13 protein-coding genes and 1 pseudogene are annotated in these 18,208 nt (G+C 42.5%); 7 read left to right on the top strand and 7 right to left on the bottom strand.

Features of this window, described 5'->3' with window-relative positions:
* Positions 1 to 111: 111 nt before the first annotated feature.
* Both MWM02_RS01755 and MWM02_RS01750 read right to left on the bottom strand, forming a co-directional pair.
* Complete coding sequence (locus tag MWM02_RS01755) at positions 112 to 1,632, bottom strand: N-acetylmuramoyl-L-alanine amidase (RefSeq protein WP_244402823.1); 1,521 nt, start codon at positions 1,630 to 1,632, stop codon at positions 112 to 114.
* A 152-nt stretch (positions 1,633 to 1,784) separates the two neighbouring features.
* Entirely contained in the window at positions 1,785 to 4,082 is a 2,298-nt protein-coding gene (locus MWM02_RS01750) for a S8 family peptidase (RefSeq protein WP_244402822.1), read from the bottom strand.
* Positions 4,083 to 4,568: 486 nt separating this feature from the next.
* Here MWM02_RS01750 and MWM02_RS01745 point away from each other — a divergent pair, with 486 nt between their 5' ends.
* The 3 genes from MWM02_RS01745 to MWM02_RS01735 all read left to right on the top strand — a co-directional run bounded on the left by MWM02_RS01745 (position 4,569) and on the right by MWM02_RS01735 (position 6,285).
* Positions 4,569 to 5,519, top strand: a complete 951-nt coding sequence (locus MWM02_RS01745) for a DPM/DPG synthase family glycosyltransferase (protein ID WP_064552207.1) — start codon at positions 4,569 to 4,571, stop codon at positions 5,517 to 5,519.
* Between the two features lie 96 nt (positions 5,520 to 5,615).
* Positions 5,616 to 5,963 carry an EamA family transporter gene (locus tag MWM02_RS01740; RefSeq protein WP_064552208.1) on the top strand — a complete coding sequence of 116 codons (348 nt, stop codon included), beginning with the start codon at positions 5,616 to 5,618 and terminating at the stop codon, positions 5,961 to 5,963.
* Complete coding sequence (locus MWM02_RS01735) at positions 5,950 to 6,285, top strand: EamA family transporter (protein ID WP_232509590.1); 336 nt, start codon at positions 5,950 to 5,952, stop codon at positions 6,283 to 6,285. The genes MWM02_RS01740 and MWM02_RS01735 overlap by 14 nt, the downstream gene beginning before the upstream one ends.
* Positions 6,286 to 6,381: 96 nt before the next feature.
* On the opposite strand, the pseudogene MWM02_RS01730 reads toward MWM02_RS01735, so the two are convergent.
* A pseudogene (locus tag MWM02_RS01730) lies at positions 6,382 to 6,638 on the bottom strand (hypothetical protein); the annotation flags it as partial.
* A gap of 229 nt (positions 6,639 to 6,867) precedes the next feature.
* Here MWM02_RS01730 and MWM02_RS01725 point away from each other — a divergent pair.
* The 4 genes from MWM02_RS01725 (at position 6,868) to MWM02_RS01710 (ending at position 14,411) form a co-directional block, all read left to right on the top strand.
* On the top strand, positions 6,868 to 9,819 hold the full coding sequence (locus tag MWM02_RS01725) for an SH3 domain-containing protein (RefSeq protein WP_244402821.1): 2,952 nt from the start codon (positions 6,868 to 6,870) through the stop codon (positions 9,817 to 9,819).
* A 632-nt stretch (positions 9,820 to 10,451) separates the two neighbouring features.
* Entirely contained in the window at positions 10,452 to 12,200 is a 1,749-nt protein-coding gene (locus tag MWM02_RS01720; RefSeq protein ID WP_244402820.1) for a DUF6020 family protein, read from the top strand.
* A 348-nt stretch (positions 12,201 to 12,548) separates the two neighbouring features.
* Positions 12,549 to 13,208, top strand: a complete 660-nt coding sequence (locus MWM02_RS01715) for a hypothetical protein (protein ID WP_244402819.1) — start codon at positions 12,549 to 12,551, stop codon at positions 13,206 to 13,208.
* An 18-nt stretch (positions 13,209 to 13,226) separates the two neighbouring features.
* Complete coding sequence (locus tag MWM02_RS01710; RefSeq protein WP_244402818.1) at positions 13,227 to 14,411, top strand: efflux RND transporter periplasmic adaptor subunit; 1,185 nt, start codon at positions 13,227 to 13,229, stop codon at positions 14,409 to 14,411.
* A 204-nt stretch (positions 14,412 to 14,615) separates the two neighbouring features.
* Here the strand turns inward: MWM02_RS01710 and MWM02_RS01705 are convergent, their stop codons facing one another.
* From MWM02_RS01705 to MWM02_RS01690, 4 genes are read right to left on the bottom strand one after another with little or no spacing between them, the layout of a single operon-like run.
* Entirely contained in the window at positions 14,616 to 14,927 is a 312-nt protein-coding gene (locus MWM02_RS01705; protein ID WP_244402817.1) for an STAS domain-containing protein, read from the bottom strand.
* A 17-nt stretch (positions 14,928 to 14,944) separates the two neighbouring features.
* On the bottom strand, positions 14,945 to 17,026 hold the full coding sequence (locus MWM02_RS01700; RefSeq protein WP_244402816.1) for a flagellar assembly protein A: 2,082 nt from the start codon (positions 17,024 to 17,026) through the stop codon (positions 14,945 to 14,947).
* A gap of 3 nt (positions 17,027 to 17,029) precedes the next feature.
* On the bottom strand, positions 17,030 to 17,890 hold the full coding sequence (locus MWM02_RS01695) for a PP2C family protein-serine/threonine phosphatase (RefSeq protein WP_244402815.1): 861 nt from the start codon (positions 17,888 to 17,890) through the stop codon (positions 17,030 to 17,032).
* Entirely contained in the window at positions 17,890 to 18,207 is a 318-nt protein-coding gene (locus MWM02_RS01690) for an STAS domain-containing protein (RefSeq protein WP_064552218.1), read from the bottom strand. Before MWM02_RS01690 ends, MWM02_RS01695 begins: the two co-directional genes overlap by 1 nt.
* Position 18,208: the final 1 nt, after the last annotated feature.

Raw genomic sequence — 18,208 nt, 5'->3', positions numbered from 1 at the left:
ATACTATTGTTTCCTTGTCCATAAAAGCACTTTTGACCATTACATTATAGCAATTTTTCGATGCAATGAAAAATGAAGGGATGCCCGATTCATTGGGCACCCTTCATCCTGTCATTGGCTGTAGTATTGGACAATGCCATTATAGATCGATTGCGCAAAAATATTTTGATAGTTATCGGAAGTTAATTTTTGGTAATCGCTGCTGTTTGTGATAAAACCGAGTTCTACCAGAACACTTGGAACGGTGTTATTGCGGATGACGTAAAAATCATAGTCTTTTACGCCGCGATCCTTCATGCCAGCGTTATTTACGATTTGCTGCTGAATGGCTTTTGCCAACAAATAGCTTTCATAGCCATTCGGATTTTTCGATGTATCATAATAAGTTTCCGTACCGCTCGCAGATGAGCTTGCCGAGTTGACATGGATGCTGACAAACAGTTCCGCATAATTATTTTTTGCAATCTGTACCCGCTCCTCGAGCGTTTTATACACATCGCTCTCTCTTGTCATAATGACTTTAGCTCCAGCGCTTGCGAGCTTCTGTTTCACTTTTTGCGCAACAGACAAAACGATATTCTTTTCGTACGTTTTTCCATTCATCGTTCCTGGATCTGTTCCACCATGACCGGCGTCAATCACAATAATGCGCCCTTGTACCGGATTGCCGTTCACATTTTTTAATTTCAAATAGGACTTATGTACATATCCCGTTTTGCCATTGTACGAAATTTTCGCCCAATATCCATTAATGTCTAAAACGTTAACCACCGTTCCATAAGAAAGCTGGCCAATCACCGAAGCGCTAGTGCTTCCAGCCGAACGGACATTTAACGTGTCCGCAGTCACTTTCCCTGTAGCAATCACAGAACTATTGACCGGGAGACGGAAATCTTTGTTCAATGCGCGAGCGACAAATGCGGAAAATTGCGCTCTTGATGTATATGATTCTGGCATAAACCGATTTTCGCTTCCGTTAGAAATTCCATGATAATACAGTTTTACGATGTACGGATAAGCCCAGTAACTTGGACTAATATCGCGGAAAATCTGCTGGTTTCCCATATTGCTAGGTTCTGACAACTTAAAAGCAAGAGCGATAATTTTGCTCATTTGCGACCGTTTCAAAGGAGCGTTTGGCTGAAACGTCCCATCTGGATATCCTTGAAAAATTCCTTTTTCCACCGCTCTTTCAATCCATCCTGCCGCCCAATGAGAAGGAGGGACATCTTTAAAACGAGCACGGGTTACAGGCTTTTCGCTTTCCCCTAACGCTTTTATAATCATTTTCGCTGCCTGTGCTCTCGTTACATTGTCGTTTGGGTGAAACCGCAATACGCCGTTTTCATTATACCCTTGAATAATCGCGCGCCCGTATAAAAATTCAATTTCCTTTTTTGCCCAATGGTCAGCCGGCACATCGGCAAAGACCGTTTTTGCGGTGGAGGAGGCTGAAAAGGAAGTGCTCGAGGCTTCCGCGTTAAACGGCGACGACTGGTGAAAATCTTGGATTTTCTGCAAATCGCCTTGGGAAGAAGCGGCAGATGAATTGGTTTCCGCATAGGCTGCCGAAGAGTAGCAAAACAGCATCAACAAACAAAATAACAACAATCGCAACGGCTGCAACAACATCTCTCCTTTCATCGCCAAAATTCTGGAATAATATGTACCCCCTTTTCTCTATCATTTAATTCTATGAAACTATGTCTAAAATCGCAACCCCAAATCCGACAAACTTTTCCAAATAAACGACATAAAGCCCACCACGTCAAGCGTGATGAGCTTTACTTTTTGTTCAGCATATATTGATATGTTCTTGCAAGCATCGCCGCAAATTGAGCGCGAGTAAGAAACTCATTTGGGCGAAAATACGGCTGCTTCGTGACAATTCCTTTATCTGCCAGCTGCTGCACCGCATAATAAGCAAAATTCCCCTCCATGTCTTTAAATGCATAAGGAGTGCCGGAAAATGAGTTTTCGCTTAATTTTAATGCTCTTGCCAGCATCACCGCCATTTGCGCCCTCGTCACAAACCGTTCCGGATAAAAATGTCCATCATCATATCCTTTCACAACACGCTGGCCATATGCAGCGTAAATCGGCACCGCCCCTGCCAATGTCAACGGCGTATCGAGGAAAGGGGATCGGATTTGCTGCGGTCGCCATTGAAACAACCGATTCATCATCATCACGGCGTGCCGCCGCGTTAACAAAGCGTTAGGACGAAATGTATGATCGGTAAAACCGTTAATCCATTTTTCACGGTACGCCGTTTGAATTTCTTCATATGCCCAAAATGATGGCGGGACATCAGAAAAGGAAGCGGACGCAGATGACGTCGAATTCACCCAGCGCTCATCAAAAGCAGCTACCTCTCCAGCATGATCCGCGCCAACAACCGTCAGCTTTTTCTCATTCCTAGCCGACGGCACATTAGGCAATGCAAAGGAAAGCAAACGATCTTCCACGTTTCTTTTTTCTACTAACTGATCGTCGATAAATACATACACATCCTTGCCAATCAATCCTTTCGAGATGCCGAGAAGCTGCTGTTCCGAAAACGAAATCGGCTGGCCGCTTTTGATCGTCAACCAGTCAACCGCTTCGCTGTACGGAAGATGAATGGCTTTCGCTGCTTGCACCACGCCATATCCCGAATGAATATCATATCCTTTTTCTTGTATATCCTCCGCTGACTCAAATAGCCGCTTGCGAATTTGTATGTCATCCAAGCGCGGGTCCGTTGCCTTTAATAACGCCGCCACGCTCGACACAAAAGGCGTGGCCATGGAAGTTCCGCTTAACGTCCGGTATTCGTTATTAATATAGGTACTGAGAATATTTTCACCAGGTGCGCTAATATCCAGCTTCCATCCGTAGTCTGAATAAGGGACAATTTGATTGTTTTCGTCTACCGCCGCAACAGCAATCACTCCTGGGTATGACGCAGGATAAACATCCTGTAGTGAACTCCCCCAATTGCCTGCAGCCGCTACGACAACAACATGATGTTGAATCGCATTTTGAACCGCTTGTTCCAAAACAAGCGTCTTTCCTTTCCCAGCCAAGCTTAAATTAATGACATCCGCCCCCATCGATACAGCGTCATTGACAGCTTTGGCAATCTCAAAATCACCTCCCGTCCCTTCACGATCAAGCACCTTGAAAGGAACAACGTCGACAGGAGCAAAACCCGCTGTTCCAACAATTCCCTCATGATTATTCGCACAAGCAGCGATAATTCCCGTCACATGCGTACCATGTCCATGGTCGTCCAACGCCAGCCTTCCCGGATGAACATAATCTTTCCCTAAACTATGAAGAACGTTTCCGCAAAAGTCTTTATGCAGCGCCGCCCCTGTATCAATGACAGCAACAAGCACATGATTCACCGCTGTCATATTAGTGATAACCGGCAGCTTTTCCCATCGATTCGCTTGAATATCGATTTGTAGCGCCTTATACGTTTTGGTTTTCGGTAACAACACATCTAGCGTGGATAAATTGCCGCTATTTTGCGCGAGCACATTTCCGTTCTCATCCATCACTTTAAGCGTCCACAGGCCCTCAACATGATCAACCGTGACCGATAAACGGGACAGTTTCATTTCTTCCTCTGACAAAATCGAAAAGCTTAGCGTATGTAATGGCTGTCCTTCATATGCCATCGCACCTTGGGAAGTTGCGATTTGTTTTCCTAGCAAAATATTGCGTTCGTGAAACTCAGGTGCCACGGACAATATATCAATTTTATTGATCCCCCATTGTTGAGAAAAAAAAGGATCATTAAAAATAATAGAAGAAGCAAGCGATTTTTGATAATTTGGTTCCACCTTTGAGACGATGGAAAGCTTTTGAATTTCGTCGATTTCCTCCTTAGTAAACAGAGCTTTTACTACCCATTGCTTCTCTTTCTCTTGATCTTTTACTCTATCTCCGTATTTTTCCATAAATAGCGAATAACCTTTTTCACTCTGGAAATAAACCAACCATTCAGATAACGACTGGCCGTGCACGTCTTTTTCAAAAAAGAATATAAAGCCAATTAATAAGCAAAGCATAAATAACAAAGGATTCCGCATAGCTTCACCTCTTCCTCCTTTCCCACATTAGTATAACAAACAACCAAAAAAAGAGCCGCCTTTTTTCACAAGGCGGCCAGGCTAGAATATATCGCTCTTCCCTCTAAATATATAAATGAAAGACTCGGTTGGCTGCTGTTTCATTTTAGCAGACATTTTCGGTACCTAGATACAAGTAAATTTTACAATTTCTTTTTTGTTTAAATCGGTCAATGATTGCGCTAAAATGATAGAAGTGTGTGATGCGATATATACAAAGTTTCATTTTGGAAAACCCATTTTGATAAAGCAATGACCGGTTCTCAAGGTCCAGCAAAATTAAAGATTTCATGAAGACAGATATTTAAGGATCGCTTCAAAATATTTCCGAATGAAAACCGGGGATACGGTAGAAAAAATGACGAATAAATGATATGCTTGTCCCTGTCCTGTGCTTCTTGCGATGTGAAAAACGGGTAGATATTTTACGGTAAAGGAGTGAACAGCATGAAGATTGCCGTGCTTATCCCTTGTTACAATGAAGAAAAAACGATTGGCAAAGTCGTTAGCGATTTTAAACGCGAATTGCCGGAAGCGGAAATTTATGTGTATGACAATAATTCGAAGGATAAAACGTCATTAATCGCCGCTGAACATGGCGCCATTGTCCGCAAAGAATTTCGCCAAGGCAAAGGAAACGTCGTTCGGTCCATGTTTCGCGAAATCGACGCTGACATTTATGTCATGGTCGATGGGGATGATACGTACCCTGCCGAATTTGTTCATCAGCTAATTGAGCCAATTAAAAGAGGAGAAGCCAACATGGTGATTGGCGACCGGTTATCCAACGGGACATATTTTCAAGAAAACAAACGCCCGTTTCATAACTTTGGAAACAATCTCGTAAAAAACTTAATCAATTTTTTATATAAAAGCGACATTAAAGATATTATGACGGGCTACCGCGCCTTTGACAAATTATTTGTAAAATCAATGCCCGTTATGAGTCCAGGATTTGAAATCGAAACAGAAATGAGCATCCACGCGCTTGATAAAAAATTTCTTATTAAAGAAGTGGCGATTGATTACCGGGACCGTCCCGAAGGAAGCGAATCGAAGCTTAACACGTTTTCCGACGGATGGAAAGTGTTAAAAATGATTTTTACCTTATTTAAAGATTATAAGCCGTTCTTGTTCTTTTCATTATGGGCGCTGCTATTTTTCATTCTTGGGCTCGCCGTCGGCATCCCCGTCGTAGTTGAATTTATTCAAACGAAGTTTATTACCCGCGTTCCTTCCGCCATTTTAGCGGTAGGATTAATGATTTTCTCGTTGCTGTCATTTGCTTGCGGACTTATTTTAGACACAGTTGCCGCTGCGCATCGAAAGCAGTATGAACTTGAACTTAACAGAATATATGAACAATTGAGAAAGAGAGAAAGCAATGACGTCTCTTAATCACTACGCAGCCAGCTTTATAGCTTGGCTGCGAGCGGTATTCGATGATTTCTATGCCCGCATATATTCACTTCCATCGAAAGAAAGGGATGCCCAATGAACGCGTTTATTCAATCCATCAAGAAAAACAAAATTGGTATCATTCTCATTTTGCTGGCATCTATGGGCACAGCAAGCGGTCAGATGTTTTGGAAATTATCAGGAGGACAGTGGAACCGCAACTTAATTCTAGGGTTTCTATTTTACGGCATTGGCGCCGTTCTCATGACTGTCGCCTTCCGCTTCGGGAGCCTGTCCGTGCTCCACCCTCTTTTAAGCATGGGGTATGTGTTCGCGCTTCTTCTTGGCGTTACTTTTCTCGATGAACACATTACTGCGATGCGGGCAATGGCAGTCGTATTGATCGTCGCCGGCGCAGTCCTAATCGGGGGTGGGGACGATTAAATCATTATTACTGCTTATCTTCATGACGTTTCTCGGCGCATTGGGAGGGTATTATTTAAAAAAAGCAGCAAGCCAGCGCATCGGACTTCACGTTCCGTTCCTTGCATTTTTTGCGGCCGGCGTACTGCTTTATGGCGTCAGCGCGATATTAAATATTATCGTATTACAGCAGCTTCCATATACAGTTGTATTTCCTCTGACATCGATCACATATGTTTGGACGTTTCTATTGTCATCCATTTTGTTGAAGGAAACGATCACGAGAAAAAAAATCGCCGGAGTGCTGTTCATCATTATCGGCTCTATTTTCCTTGTGCTGTAATTTTGGTGATCGTCCTAAACGTGAAAAGTTTTTTAAGTTCATCCCTATTCAACGCATTGGGACATGGGAACATTCCCTTACCGCTCCGGCAGTTTTTTATGACATCCTTAAAAAAACGCAATCAGATCCTCCATTTCGCAAAGCAAACTCAATGGTTGTTTTCACAAATCCCAACCTCTCGCCGACATCGCCCCTTTTTCCATAAAGCTGTAAGCGTTACCGGCTGCTTTTCATTCCATTTTTGAACGCACCGGTGAGTTGAATTTCTCCCCCGGCTCCAGCTTCTTGCTTCTCTAGTAAGAAAAAATTTCCGGTGTCCATACATGCCGCCCCATCATCGCCAAATTCGAAGGAATGATGGCTTTTCATACCTTTTTCATCATGCTCTCCTTACATCCATTCGCCATTTCGTTGCATTTTCACAAAATTTATGAAACCAACGTTTTCTATTTTGATATAATCCGATATTAAATCCCAAACATCTCTCTATCTATTTTTTAGTGTCATCGAACTATGTCAACTTGTTGGGAAAAATGATATAATTTGTATTGACTATTTTTTAAGGAGGTGTTTAAAGCGCGAATGGGAATACAGACAAGAAAATTCGCAGCTTTGCTATCGATTTTAATTTTGCTAGTTTCCTATGCCATTTCTCCGGCATATGCCGCCAGCACGTCAGAAAATGCTAGCGAAACAGCAAACACGTACGTTCAAGTATCAAGCGAATCGGCGCCAGTCAAACAAGCGGAAACGAATCAGCTAGTCGGAGAATTAACGAAAGAAACCATTTTGAAAGTTATAAAACTGGAAAACAACCACGTTTACATTCAGTGGGGAACCGAACTTGCTTATCTTGATGATGCAGATGTGCAAAATGCTGTTCTTTCCGAACCGCCAACAAGCTACACATATGAAGACAAAACGCAACCTTCATACGCGCTAGCGAAAGAAAAAGCACCCATTTACGCGCAAAACGGTAAACTAATCGGATATTTAATGCCGGAACAACAATATCCGATCTTTCAGGAACTTGATGATGCATTTGAAATCATTATTGGAAACCAACTTGGATACATAAAAAAATCCCCGTTTGTTTCTGTAATAGGCGCAAACAATAAAGCAGCGGTCGATACCGAAGAAACAAAAACCACAAACGCCGCTCCGGCAAACGTCTCAGAAACAAGCCAGGCAGAAGTGAAAACAAAACAGCCAGAAACAAATACCACAACGATTACTAAAAGCGAAGACGCTAATCAAACAGCGGCGCGGGCTTCCATTGCATCAACTGTATCAACAGCGGAAACGACATCCTCCCAATTTACGGCGAGCACGAAATATTTTCGCGTTACTGACGAGCAAGTAAGCATCTATGACAATAGCACAGGAAAACTCGTGCAAGTCGGCACACTAGAAAAAGGACAAGAGTTTCCAAGAATAAAAGATTACGGGAATTGGCATCAAATTCAATTTGGCACAAAATATGGTTACGTTTGGAAAGGGGCAACAGTTCCTTCGAACGGAAACAGCCCGATGAAAACAGGCAGCAACGCGGGAGGAAGCATGGTATTTACCGCTACGATCGATTTGCCTGTATATGACAATTCAACTGGTTCGCTTATTCACATCGCTACGATTAAAAAAGGACAAACTTATCCCGTTATTCGCAAGTTCGGAGAAAATTGGTACGAAGTTTTAATCTCTGGAAGAATCGGTTACGTCTATAAGGGCGGTGTACAAATCACCCCTAAAGAATTCAAACCTACTGACCGTTACTTCCGCGTCACCGTCGATCAACTAGCTGTCTATGACAATAGCACAGGAAAACTCGTACAAGTCGGCACACTGGAGAAAGGACAAGAATTTCCAAGAATAAAAGATTACGGAAACTGGCATCAAATTAAGTTCGGAAAAGGAGTCGCGTATGTTTGGAAAGGTTCAACAGAGCCTTCCAGCGGTTCTTCCATCCGAAACGCCAATTCGGCTGCGCCAACGGGCATAACTTTTACAACGTTGGTTGATGTTTCAGTATACGATAATTCATCTGGAGCGCTAGTTCCATTCGCTTCCATTAAAAAAGGAGTCAGCTATCCGGTCGTAAAAGAATTGGGGAATTGGTATGGTGTCGACGTATCGGGACGGATTGGTTATGTCCATAAAAGTGCCGTAAAGATTCCATTCAAAAGCACAGACCGGTATTTTGAAGTGCTTGAAGACCGTCTTCCTGTCTATGACAACAGCACAGGAAAATTAATTGTCGTAGCTTACTTGGAAAAAGGGCAAATATTCCCTCGCCTGCGCGACTACGGAAACTGGCATGAAATCAAATATGGAAAAGGGGTCGCATATGTTTGGAAAGCATCGACAAGACCTCCATTTTCCGTTCAACTAAAAAATGAAAATAAAGGACTCCAGCCAATAGACAAATACTTTCTGGCAAAATCCGATACGCCTGTTTACGAAGATCCAAATAACACAAAAACACAGTTCGCAATCATCAAACAAGGGGAAAGCTATCCAATCATCCGCGAGGAAAATAATTCCGTCGTCATCGACATCGGCGGACGAATCGGTTATGTGTGGAAAGAAGCCATCCAAATTGGTCCGATTATTCGTTACACAACCTATAATTTAACACTAGATGATATGCTAAACATTCAAATGCAAAAAAATCCACAAACCGACTTATACCGAAACAGTCCGTCTTACGTACATTCCAATTATGTAAAAGTTGATAAACCGGGGACGTTTCCAACAGTCGGAACGGTCACAGCCACTACGTTAAACGTCCGGGAAGGACCAAGCACATCCTACTGGATCGTAGGGACGTTAAAAGCCGGGGACGTCGTGCAAGTGATCAGAAAAGTGGGAGACTGGTATGAAATTAAGTTTGGACCTTGGAAAAACGCAAAACCGGAAGATGTCAAAGCCTATCTCGATCCTAGCCGATTCAGCCGCGACAGCAAAGAATATTTTCAGTTTCTTGTCCTATCAGAAAGCGCTGGTGTACCATTAAACGAGTTAAATGACAAAATTTTGGCAGGCAAAGGTATCCTCGCTGGAAAAGGACAAGCATTTATCGAAGCAGGGCAAAAATATCACATTAATGAAATTTACCTTATTTCACACGCTCTCCTTGAAACAGGAAACGGCACTTCCCAATTAGCAAATGGCGTGTTAGTGAGCGAGGTCGATGGGAAGCCAGTCACGCCAAAAGTGGTATATAACATGTACGGATTGAATGCTTATGACAGCTGCCCAGTCCGTTGCGGAGCCGAGTACGCTTATAAGAAAGGCTGGTTCACTCCGGAAGCAGCGATTATCGGCGGGGCTGAGGACATCGCCAACCGATATATTAACAATCCAACGTATAAGCAGGATACGCTATACAAAATGAGATGGAATCCAGCCAACCCAGGTGTACATCAATACGCAACCGACATTGGCTGGGCGGTTAAACAAGTGTCCAATATTAGTTCACTGTATGCTTTGTTAGACCGATACACGCTTATTTTTGATGTGCCGGTTTATAAATGAAATAAAACACTCCAAAGCAATTCGCTTTGGAGTGTTTTGTTTTTTTCCTTTTGCAGCAACCAATTGTTTTGTTAAAAAGCGTGAATAGTTGCAATACTGTATGTCAACCGCCAGCAAACCGGAAATACTTTATAATGATAATATGGGAATATATTACTCCATAAGAAACAATTACTTATCGACAGATTTTGTCGAATTTTGTAGAATAAAACCGCGGTAAGATTTTTGTGTTTGGTAAGCCAGTCGCTCTCCAAGCGTCTGGCTTCTTTTTTATTTATTTCCCTGCAAAAAAACGCTTATATCTTTTAAAAGGTAATTTAGATATTAACGCTTCATTTTTTTCCGGTTTTTGTGCGGGCAACCTTCAAGCCTGTGTTTGCCGCTTCTGGCAAAAACGAGAAACGCGGCAAACAATAAAAACAGTCTTTGCTCAAAATTCGTTTCTCTTCTTTTTTCCGGCTTCTTCCCACTTCTTTATTATTATGTTATGCTTGTCTATAGAATTTTTTCCTCCATTGCACGTATTTATATGATATTGCATCGACAACGCTTTTTACTGAAAAGTTGACAGATGATCGCGCTTTTCATCAATTACAATATGTCGTGCTTCTGAAAAAGGAGAGTGCAATGCCATGTTGAAAAATTGGATTTCCAGCGCCATCGCGGCATTGGCGAGCGCCATATGTACTATATGTACTATTTTATTTTTTTCTCCCATTCATTGGAGCATCCTAGCAGAAGGGGGAGTCCTATTTTTCCTTCTATTTGCCGCTTACTATATGGTGCTTCAAAACAAAGCGCGCCTTGTTGCGTCTCTTTCCCGAGCCAAACGATGGGTAGCGGGGCTGTTTATGCTATTGTTTCCACTTTTCGCTGTCATCAGCATGAAAGGGGAACAAACGCATTTGCAGCACTCCTCGCTGTTTATAAAGTTCCTAATTTATATCGGAACTTATGTTAGTATATTTATGCTTGCTTTATTTATTGCTTCATTGATTCTGTCCGTAACCCCTAGCCGTCCTAATCCGAACAAAAAATGGGGGTACATCTTTGTCTATGCTTTCCCTTCGCTTATCGTTTGGACGTTTTATTTAATCGCCTTTTTCCCCGGCGCGATGACAGCGGATTCGATATTTCAGTGGGAACAAGCCCATACTGGAAAATTCAATGACTGGCATCCGGTCATGTACACGCTTTTTATCATGCTGGTAACATCCATATGGGACTCCCCGGCCGCGATCGGAATCGCGCAAATCATCATTATTTCGCTTGTTATTGGCTATTGCCTATTCGAATTAGAAAAAGCAGGGGCGCCGAAATGGGCAGTTTGGACTGTTTCCATTTTATTTGCCGTCAGCCCGATCAACGGCATTTATTCCATCACAGTCTGGAAAGATATTTTATACAGCACGTTTATTTTGCTGTTTACCACGCTAATATGCAAGCTTATTATGACAAATGGAAACTGGCTGAAGCGATTTCCATCTTTGATCTTTTTTACAGTCACAGCATTAGGAGTTGTTTTCTTCCGCCATAACGGATTCGTTGTCTGTTTAGCATCGTTGATAATATTGTTCGCGGTGTTTCGCCATCTATGGAAACAGTGGCTCCTTGTCCTTTCACTGGTGGTAGCCATTCATTATGCCGTAACAGGTCCTTTATTTACCTATTTGAAAGTGACGCCGTCTGATCCGAACGAAGCATTAAGCATTCCAACCCAGCAAATCGCCCGCGTTATCACGTATAATGGAAAAATGACCGAACAACAAGCCGAATATATCAATAAAATTATGCCATTAGACTTATGGAAAAAATTATACAATCCTTACGTGACCGATCCGATTAAATTTTCCGGCTACTATAATAAGCAAGCGATTTTCCCAGATCATCTTTCCACTTACTTGCGGACATGGTGGGAAATTTGCCGGCAAAATCCTAGACTCGTTATCGAGGCGATGGCCAAGCAAACTTCACTCGTCTGGCAAATGAACGAACCGAAGGACGGATACACGTCCATGTTCGTTACCAACGTTTTTTACGGAAACAAATTTGGCTTAAAAAACGAAATAATTTCTCAGCCAATAACCAAAATAGTAGGTGCATACTTAAAATTGTCAGAAACGGCAGGCAAACCGTTTATTTGGCGTCCGGCAGTATATATGTTCTTCATCATATTATTCACATTTATCGCCTTTTTGCGGAACGATCGAAAAGCTTGGCTTCTTCCGATTGCCGTGCTCCTCAACGCTGGGACAGTATTTATCGCCTTGCCGGCGCAAGATTTCCGTTACTTATATTCCAATTCACTCGTATTCTTTATCGCGTTTTTATTTGCATTTATTTCGTACCGCAACGATGTAAATAAGCTTTCACAGAAATGATAAAATCCAAAAATATGTCTCAGCTGTTTTATTCCTTAAAATCGCTAACGCGAGGATCATGGCGAAGATCTTTTCATATACTTGGCAACACCTCAAACAGGATAAAAAACACGCGAATCGTAGTAACAAAAAAGGAGAGTTCCGACTAAACGGCACTCTCCTTTTCTACTATACTTCCAATCCGCCTTCTGACAAACTTCGGCTACCAGCAGTACGCCAGCCTGCAGCTAGAAAAAGCTGAGCTTCTTTGCGCAAATAAAGAAGGAACCACTCGGGGAATGACAGATTCTGCACCTTTGTATTACAATATGTTTATGCCTATATTGATACATAATGGGGGACTTGTTTATGATGTATAAAAGCAATCCGCTAAAGGAAATTGTTCGTCCGAAAGCCGCGTTTGCCCAGCTCAAAGAGGCGGAACGGGTGAAAAACGTGACGATCGTCGTTCTGATTCTACTATTTTCCAGCGTTGTTCTGTCATTGCTGCGGGCTTATTTCGGCATCGGCACGGAAGAGCTGACAAAGCATCTCGACCGATACACAAGCGAGCAATTTGCTTTCTCGCAGCTTTTGTTCGCGCTCGGGCACGCTCTGGGCGGTCTATTCGTTCCGATATTATTTTTGTTCATCTCTTCTGTCATCTATTATTTGCTTTTGGAGATTGATTTCGCAAAGCTATTAACGATTCAGCTGCCGGCTTTGCTCATCTTCTTACTCGAAGATATTGTTCTTTTTCCGTTGCAGCTATTTTTCGGAGTAAAGGACCTCTTTTCCCCATTTTCCCTTAGTGTGTGGGGACCTTACATAACGAAACACACCATTATATGGTCGCTGCTGCGAACCGTTTCCGTCTTTTCGATCTGGGCGATATCACTGCAAATCATCGCTCTTCGCTCTTTGACGGAAAAACCGGTTCAACGTGTCGCGATGATCGTCATCACCGTCTACCTCTTTTTCGCTTTACTAATCACGGCGTGCACAGAATTTCCATTCAGCGGATCGTAATGAAAGGCAGGAATAGCGATGAAACGATGGAAGCGATATATATTCCTTGTCATAGTACTATTTATATGCGCGAACTTTTATATGTTGTTCAATGAACATAGTAAAATTCCAAAATCGGTTTATGTAAATGAACGGATAAAACCGGAGAAAACGACGATCAAAGAAACCGTCCGCACCGACGGCTTCACCGCGCCGGCAGAGCGAAAATTCGTTTACTACGATCCTCAGCTCGGCGCCATCGATGAAATTCTTGTCACAAAAGGACAAGAAGTGCAAGCCGGCACACCGCTGATACGCTACGCAGATGCAGACGTCGATCGGGAGATTCAGCGAATTGCCCTGAAAAAAGAACAATTAAACGCGCAAATCGAACAGCTTGCCAAAGATATCGATCATTATACAACGCTGTCTTCTTCGGCCGAAGAAGACAGTATGAAAATGCAGTGGGAAGAAAAAGCGAGAGAAGCGGAGCGGGAAAAAACGCTGCTCGAATGGCAAATGAAAGAATGCGAGGAACAACAAAATGAATTAACAGAGAAAAAAGACGAACTTGTCGTGAAAAGCAAAACGGCAGGTATCGTCGAAGAAATCAGCTATAACAAGTCCAAACCGTTGATCACCATCGCTTCTCCTTCCGCCATCGTTCGCGGAAAAGCGAAAGAAGGAACAATCGAAAAACTCGCCGTCGGGCAGGCGGCGGTTGTCCGCGTTCCGAGCGGAAAAGAATCCTTTGCCGGCACAATTGCCGACATCGGCAAATTTCCGCTCAAAGAAGCAAGTTTCCAAGCAAAAAGCGAATATCCGTTTACTGTGCAGCTGAACGAACAGCCAAAACAACTTCCTTTCGGATATCATGTAAACGTCACGGTAGTGACAAAAGAAAAGAACGGGGCGATCACCGTTCCTGCTAAAGCGGTGCGGCGGGAAAAAACGAAATCGTTCGTCTATGTCATTCATAACGGAAAACTCGAAAAACGGAACGTGACGCTAGGAATCGCGCGTGGAGGAAAACAAGAAATCGAACAAGGCCTCCACGAAAACGAATATATCGTATCCCATCCGACAAAACAGATGAAACGCGGAATGGACGTCATCGTTCCGCTGGAGATGGAAAAGCCAAAAAAAGAAACGGTCAAGCAATTATCGAAATGGGACATCGTCAAACACTTTCTCGATGGGTTTTTCCGTTCGTTCCATGGCTGAACATCTCCCCAGAAAAAATCGGCCTTTTCCGCGTGTGCGGAAAAAAGGCCGATTTTTCGTTTCTGCCGCCAAGGCGCAAGAGAGAGGCGCGCTTTTATGGTATTGCTGGCAGCGACTTCGCCGATATAAAAAATTCCAGCAACTCAATTGTCCATATCCCGGGCACGCCAAGCAAATTCGCAACGCAACGAGGTAGCGATTATTTTATACGAAAATCTCTTCTCCTAAAATTTCTGGAAGTTGAAGAATTTCGAAAACGTTCATGACATCTTGTTGAACGTTCGATATCGTAACCTTTATCCCTTTTTCTTTTAGGCTTTGGACCATATTCATTAATAAGCCCATTCCCGTTGAATCCACAAACTGGACACCTTCAAAGTCGATATTGACCATTTGGTATTTTTCCATATTTGGAATCAGTTCTTCTTCGATTACCTCTGTTCCGTCTATATCTAGATCTCCGACTAATTTTACATCTAAATATTCGTCGTTTTCATGCAAAGAATATTTAATCATACCAACCTCTCCTTCTTTTACTCGAACACAATCCGATCATCCTTATCTATGCGCGCGACCACGTGATGTCTAGTTTCTTTTAATGTATGTTTGGCGTTTCCGATTTTAAGGACTGTCCCTTCCATCGCCTTATTAATTCTAATTTTTTGGTCATGCGGAACAGCAATTACCGTGGATATTCCCCGTTCCGATCCTGTTTCGTTAATTTCAACTCCCAATCTTCCGTACACTTCTCCGCCACGTACTACGCCATTGATTCTTAATGCACCGCCTGCATGAATCTTAGTATTAATGCATCCCTTGCCAGTGACAAACACATCGCCGCTGCAATAAATTCGGCTATTGAGGGCACTCGGAATCGAGATATAAGAATCCGGTTGGACGGGAGACGTACTGACTTCATGAAGTTCTTTCATTTTTTGCGATAATTGCATAATCCATTCTAGAGAGATGACTTCATTTGTTAAAGATAAGAAAAGTTTTGTCAAAGAAACCGCTATTTCTTTCCATACGTCATCATCTAAATAATTCTCTCCTTTTCTTACAACCTCCACGTATTTTTTGACTAACGGAGGAAAGCCTTGAAACTTTTTCTCCAGCAATATTCGAATTAACGGCTGCAGACCTCCTCTGGAAAAGTCGCTCGATTTAAAAGCAGGAGATTGGACGAGCTGCCGGATGACGCCGATCATTTTTTCCATGTTTTGCTGTATGATTCCAAGCAAATGCCCCAATTCCGCCACTAACATATTATGTTTTCCCGCTGAAATTTCCGAACTGATAATATTACTATAAGTAATAATCGCCCCAGAAGCAACAAGAGAAGCCATATTGACGGTCTTATGAACAATGATGTCTCCTTTTGCTTCGACAACCATGTTTTTTTCCACTTCGCCGAATATCTCGACATCTCCTATAAAATGGATATTGCCGGACGATAAATCGACATTCCCGGTATGAGTAAGTTTTGGCATAATGGAAACCTTTACAAGACGTCCTCTTTGTTCTACTTGCGGGCGTCCGGATTCCGTCGCGACGATCTTGTCGCCGACCGTTATGATTCCTTTTCCTGTCCGAAGAACTACAGGATAAGTTTGTTTGGGTGGAATAGATTCATTTGTTACCGTTACTCCCGGTTGGCCAGGCACAGGCGGATGAATGGTCGCGATCACTTGACCTCTGTCAACAGCTGGAATTGTCCGGATTTCCCGATAATCGACTTTTCCATCCTCATTGACTACCGGACCGTTGCGGGATTGTAAATCGACGTTCAGTTCAACCCAACCATTTTTGCCCTCTTTGGCGCTTACGCCAGTCGCAATTTCGTAAGTGCCCGGTTCTTTCGCTTCAAGGGCTTTCACAATTTGTTCTTGATGAATAAATCTATGTTTTACTTGGAGTGATTCTAACTTTTGCATCACGTCAGAATAGCTTAGCGTGTTATAAGCTTCTTTATATTCTTCGACAACCAGTTCAATGTGTTGACTTGGTTCGATATCCGGTAATTTGCGGATAGTTTTATAACCAGGTTCAATATATAAAAAAACTTTTAATTTTTTCTCGTCCATCCAAATTTTCCATTTTGTATCTTTTTTTTCGTTTTCCACTTTTATTTCGTATACATCATTTTCGGTGACAATTGTCGTTTTTTCTTTCACCAGTTCATTATTTCGGTATAATTTTACTCCCTCGCCAATCGTCACTGTTGGAAAATGTGTTGGGGACGCTTTGCAAAACAACGCTCCATCTTTTACCCATGCTTTGCCGACTAGAGCGTCCGATTCCTTTGTGTCCATATGATTGGCGTTTGCGTGTTCCCGCTCCGATAATTCAAAATCAGATTGTTCGGCGGCTTCTTCGATATTCATTTCAGAAACCGTTTGCTCTATGGAATCATTTTTGTCAGGTGCTTGCAGCGCATCAGCCGATTCCAGCTTCGTAAGCTTTACAATCGCTGGCTTCGAGCCGATGCCCAAAAAACCTTTCGTTCCGGTCTGGATGATTTCAATGTTAACATTTTCTTTTTCCGTTCCTAATAACGCTAAACCTAGTTCAATTGCCTCTTTAATATCTTTCCCCTTTGAAACGACACTGTGCATGGCTCACCCCTCCCTTTCACTGATTACAGGGGAATTTAAGCTGCTAATATCAGGTTTTTGTTTGCTCACTTTTAAAATGACCATCGTTATATCATCTTTTTGCGGAACGCCCTGCGTAAATTGGCGGATCGAGTCCATCACGCTTTTTTCAATTTCGCTGACGCTTTTTTCGTGGTTTTCCAATAATGTTTGTATCAGCCGTTCTAATTTATATTGTTCTCCATCTTTATTTTGCGCTTCCACAATCCCGTCTGTATAAAAGAATACAATATCTTGCTCATTTAGCTGTATCGAAATCTCTTTATACACTTGGTTAGGAAGCCCGCCTATCATAATTCCGTTTACTTTTGGAAGCTCTTCTACCATTTTATCTCTACCATTAATATAAAGAGGAAGATGATGTCCCGCATTCGCGTATGTAAAAATGCCTGTTTTCGGATCGTAATCCGCACAAATCAGCGTCACAAACGATTTTAATGTTCTCAAATCTTCGTACAGCGCCTGGTTCATAGCCGTTAAGGTCTCCGCCGGACCGTTCGTGCTTTCAGCCGCGCTCCGAAAAGCGCCGCGAGTTAAAATCATAAGCATCGCCGCGGGTATTCCTTTTCCCATGACATCCCCAACCACAATTCGTATCTTTCCATTCACTAAAGGGTAAAAATCGTAATAATCCCCCCCAATTAATCTTGCGGGAAGGGAGGAACCGGTTACTTCTCCTCCCTCGAACGTAGGAGTTTTTCCGTTTAACAGCTGCGTTTGTATGTTCCGAGCCAAGTTAATTTCCCGTTGCAAAGTTTTATCCATGATCTGTTGGTTATCTGCGGTTGTTTCTCGATGAGTAAAAGTTAGGCGGTACTTATGCATCAGCCAACCTCTCCTTGCATAGCTTCTAAAATTTGATACAAACCAACTGTTTCAAAAACATTATCGGTTAATTCGTCCATACCTTGAAGCTTAAGTTTGAAATTTTTTTCTTGCGATAAATAAATCGCGTTCATAATCGAACCAATCCCCGTTGAATCAATAAATTCCAGACCAGAAAAATCAAAAACTAGTGTTTCGATATGATCAATCTCTTCTAAATAAGGATCAATGGCATGTGCCGTTGAAATATCTAAAACTCCTTTAACTTTAAGAACCAACGTTTTTCCTTGTACTTCTTTTTCCACTGTCAGCGACATA

This window comes from Parageobacillus sp. KH3-4, from assembly GCF_022846435.1.
GTDB lineage: Bacteria > Bacillota > Bacilli > Bacillales > Anoxybacillaceae > Parageobacillus > Parageobacillus thermoglucosidasius_A.
Note: the sequence above shows the minus strand (reverse complement) of the source record. Positions and strands in the feature narration are given on the sequence as shown.

Coding starts and splice junctions, on each gene's coding strand:
- MWM02_RS01755 (WP_244402823.1), bottom strand. CDS start 1,632: ATGTTGTTGCAGCCGTTGCGATTGTTGTTATTTTGTTTGTTGATGCTG.
- MWM02_RS01750 (WP_244402822.1), bottom strand. CDS start 4,082: ATGCGGAATCCTTTGTTATTTATGCTTTGCTTATTAATTGGCTTTATA.
- MWM02_RS01745 (WP_064552207.1), top strand. CDS start 4,569: ATGAAGATTGCCGTGCTTATCCCTTGTTACAATGAAGAAAAAACGATT.
- MWM02_RS01740 (WP_064552208.1), top strand. CDS start 5,616: ATGAACGCGTTTATTCAATCCATCAAGAAAAACAAAATTGGTATCATT.
- MWM02_RS01725 (WP_244402821.1), top strand. CDS start 6,868: ATGGGAATACAGACAAGAAAATTCGCAGCTTTGCTATCGATTTTAATT.
- MWM02_RS01720 (WP_244402820.1), top strand. CDS start 10,452: ATGTTGAAAAATTGGATTTCCAGCGCCATCGCGGCATTGGCGAGCGCC.
- MWM02_RS01715 (WP_244402819.1), top strand. CDS start 12,549: ATGATGTATAAAAGCAATCCGCTAAAGGAAATTGTTCGTCCGAAAGCC.
- MWM02_RS01710 (WP_244402818.1), top strand. CDS start 13,227: ATGAAACGATGGAAGCGATATATATTCCTTGTCATAGTACTATTTATA.
- MWM02_RS01705 (WP_244402817.1), bottom strand. CDS start 14,927: ATGATTAAATATTCTTTGCATGAAAACGACGAATATTTAGATGTAAAA.
- MWM02_RS01700 (WP_244402816.1), bottom strand. CDS start 17,026: ATGCACAGTGTCGTTTCAAAGGGGAAAGATATTAAAGAGGCAATTGAA.
- MWM02_RS01695 (WP_244402815.1), bottom strand. CDS start 17,890: ATGCATAAGTACCGCCTAACTTTTACTCATCGAGAAACAACCGCAGAT.
- MWM02_RS01690 (WP_064552218.1), bottom strand. CDS start 18,207: ATGTCGCTGACAGTGGAAAAAGAAGTACAAGGAAAAACGTTGGTTCTT.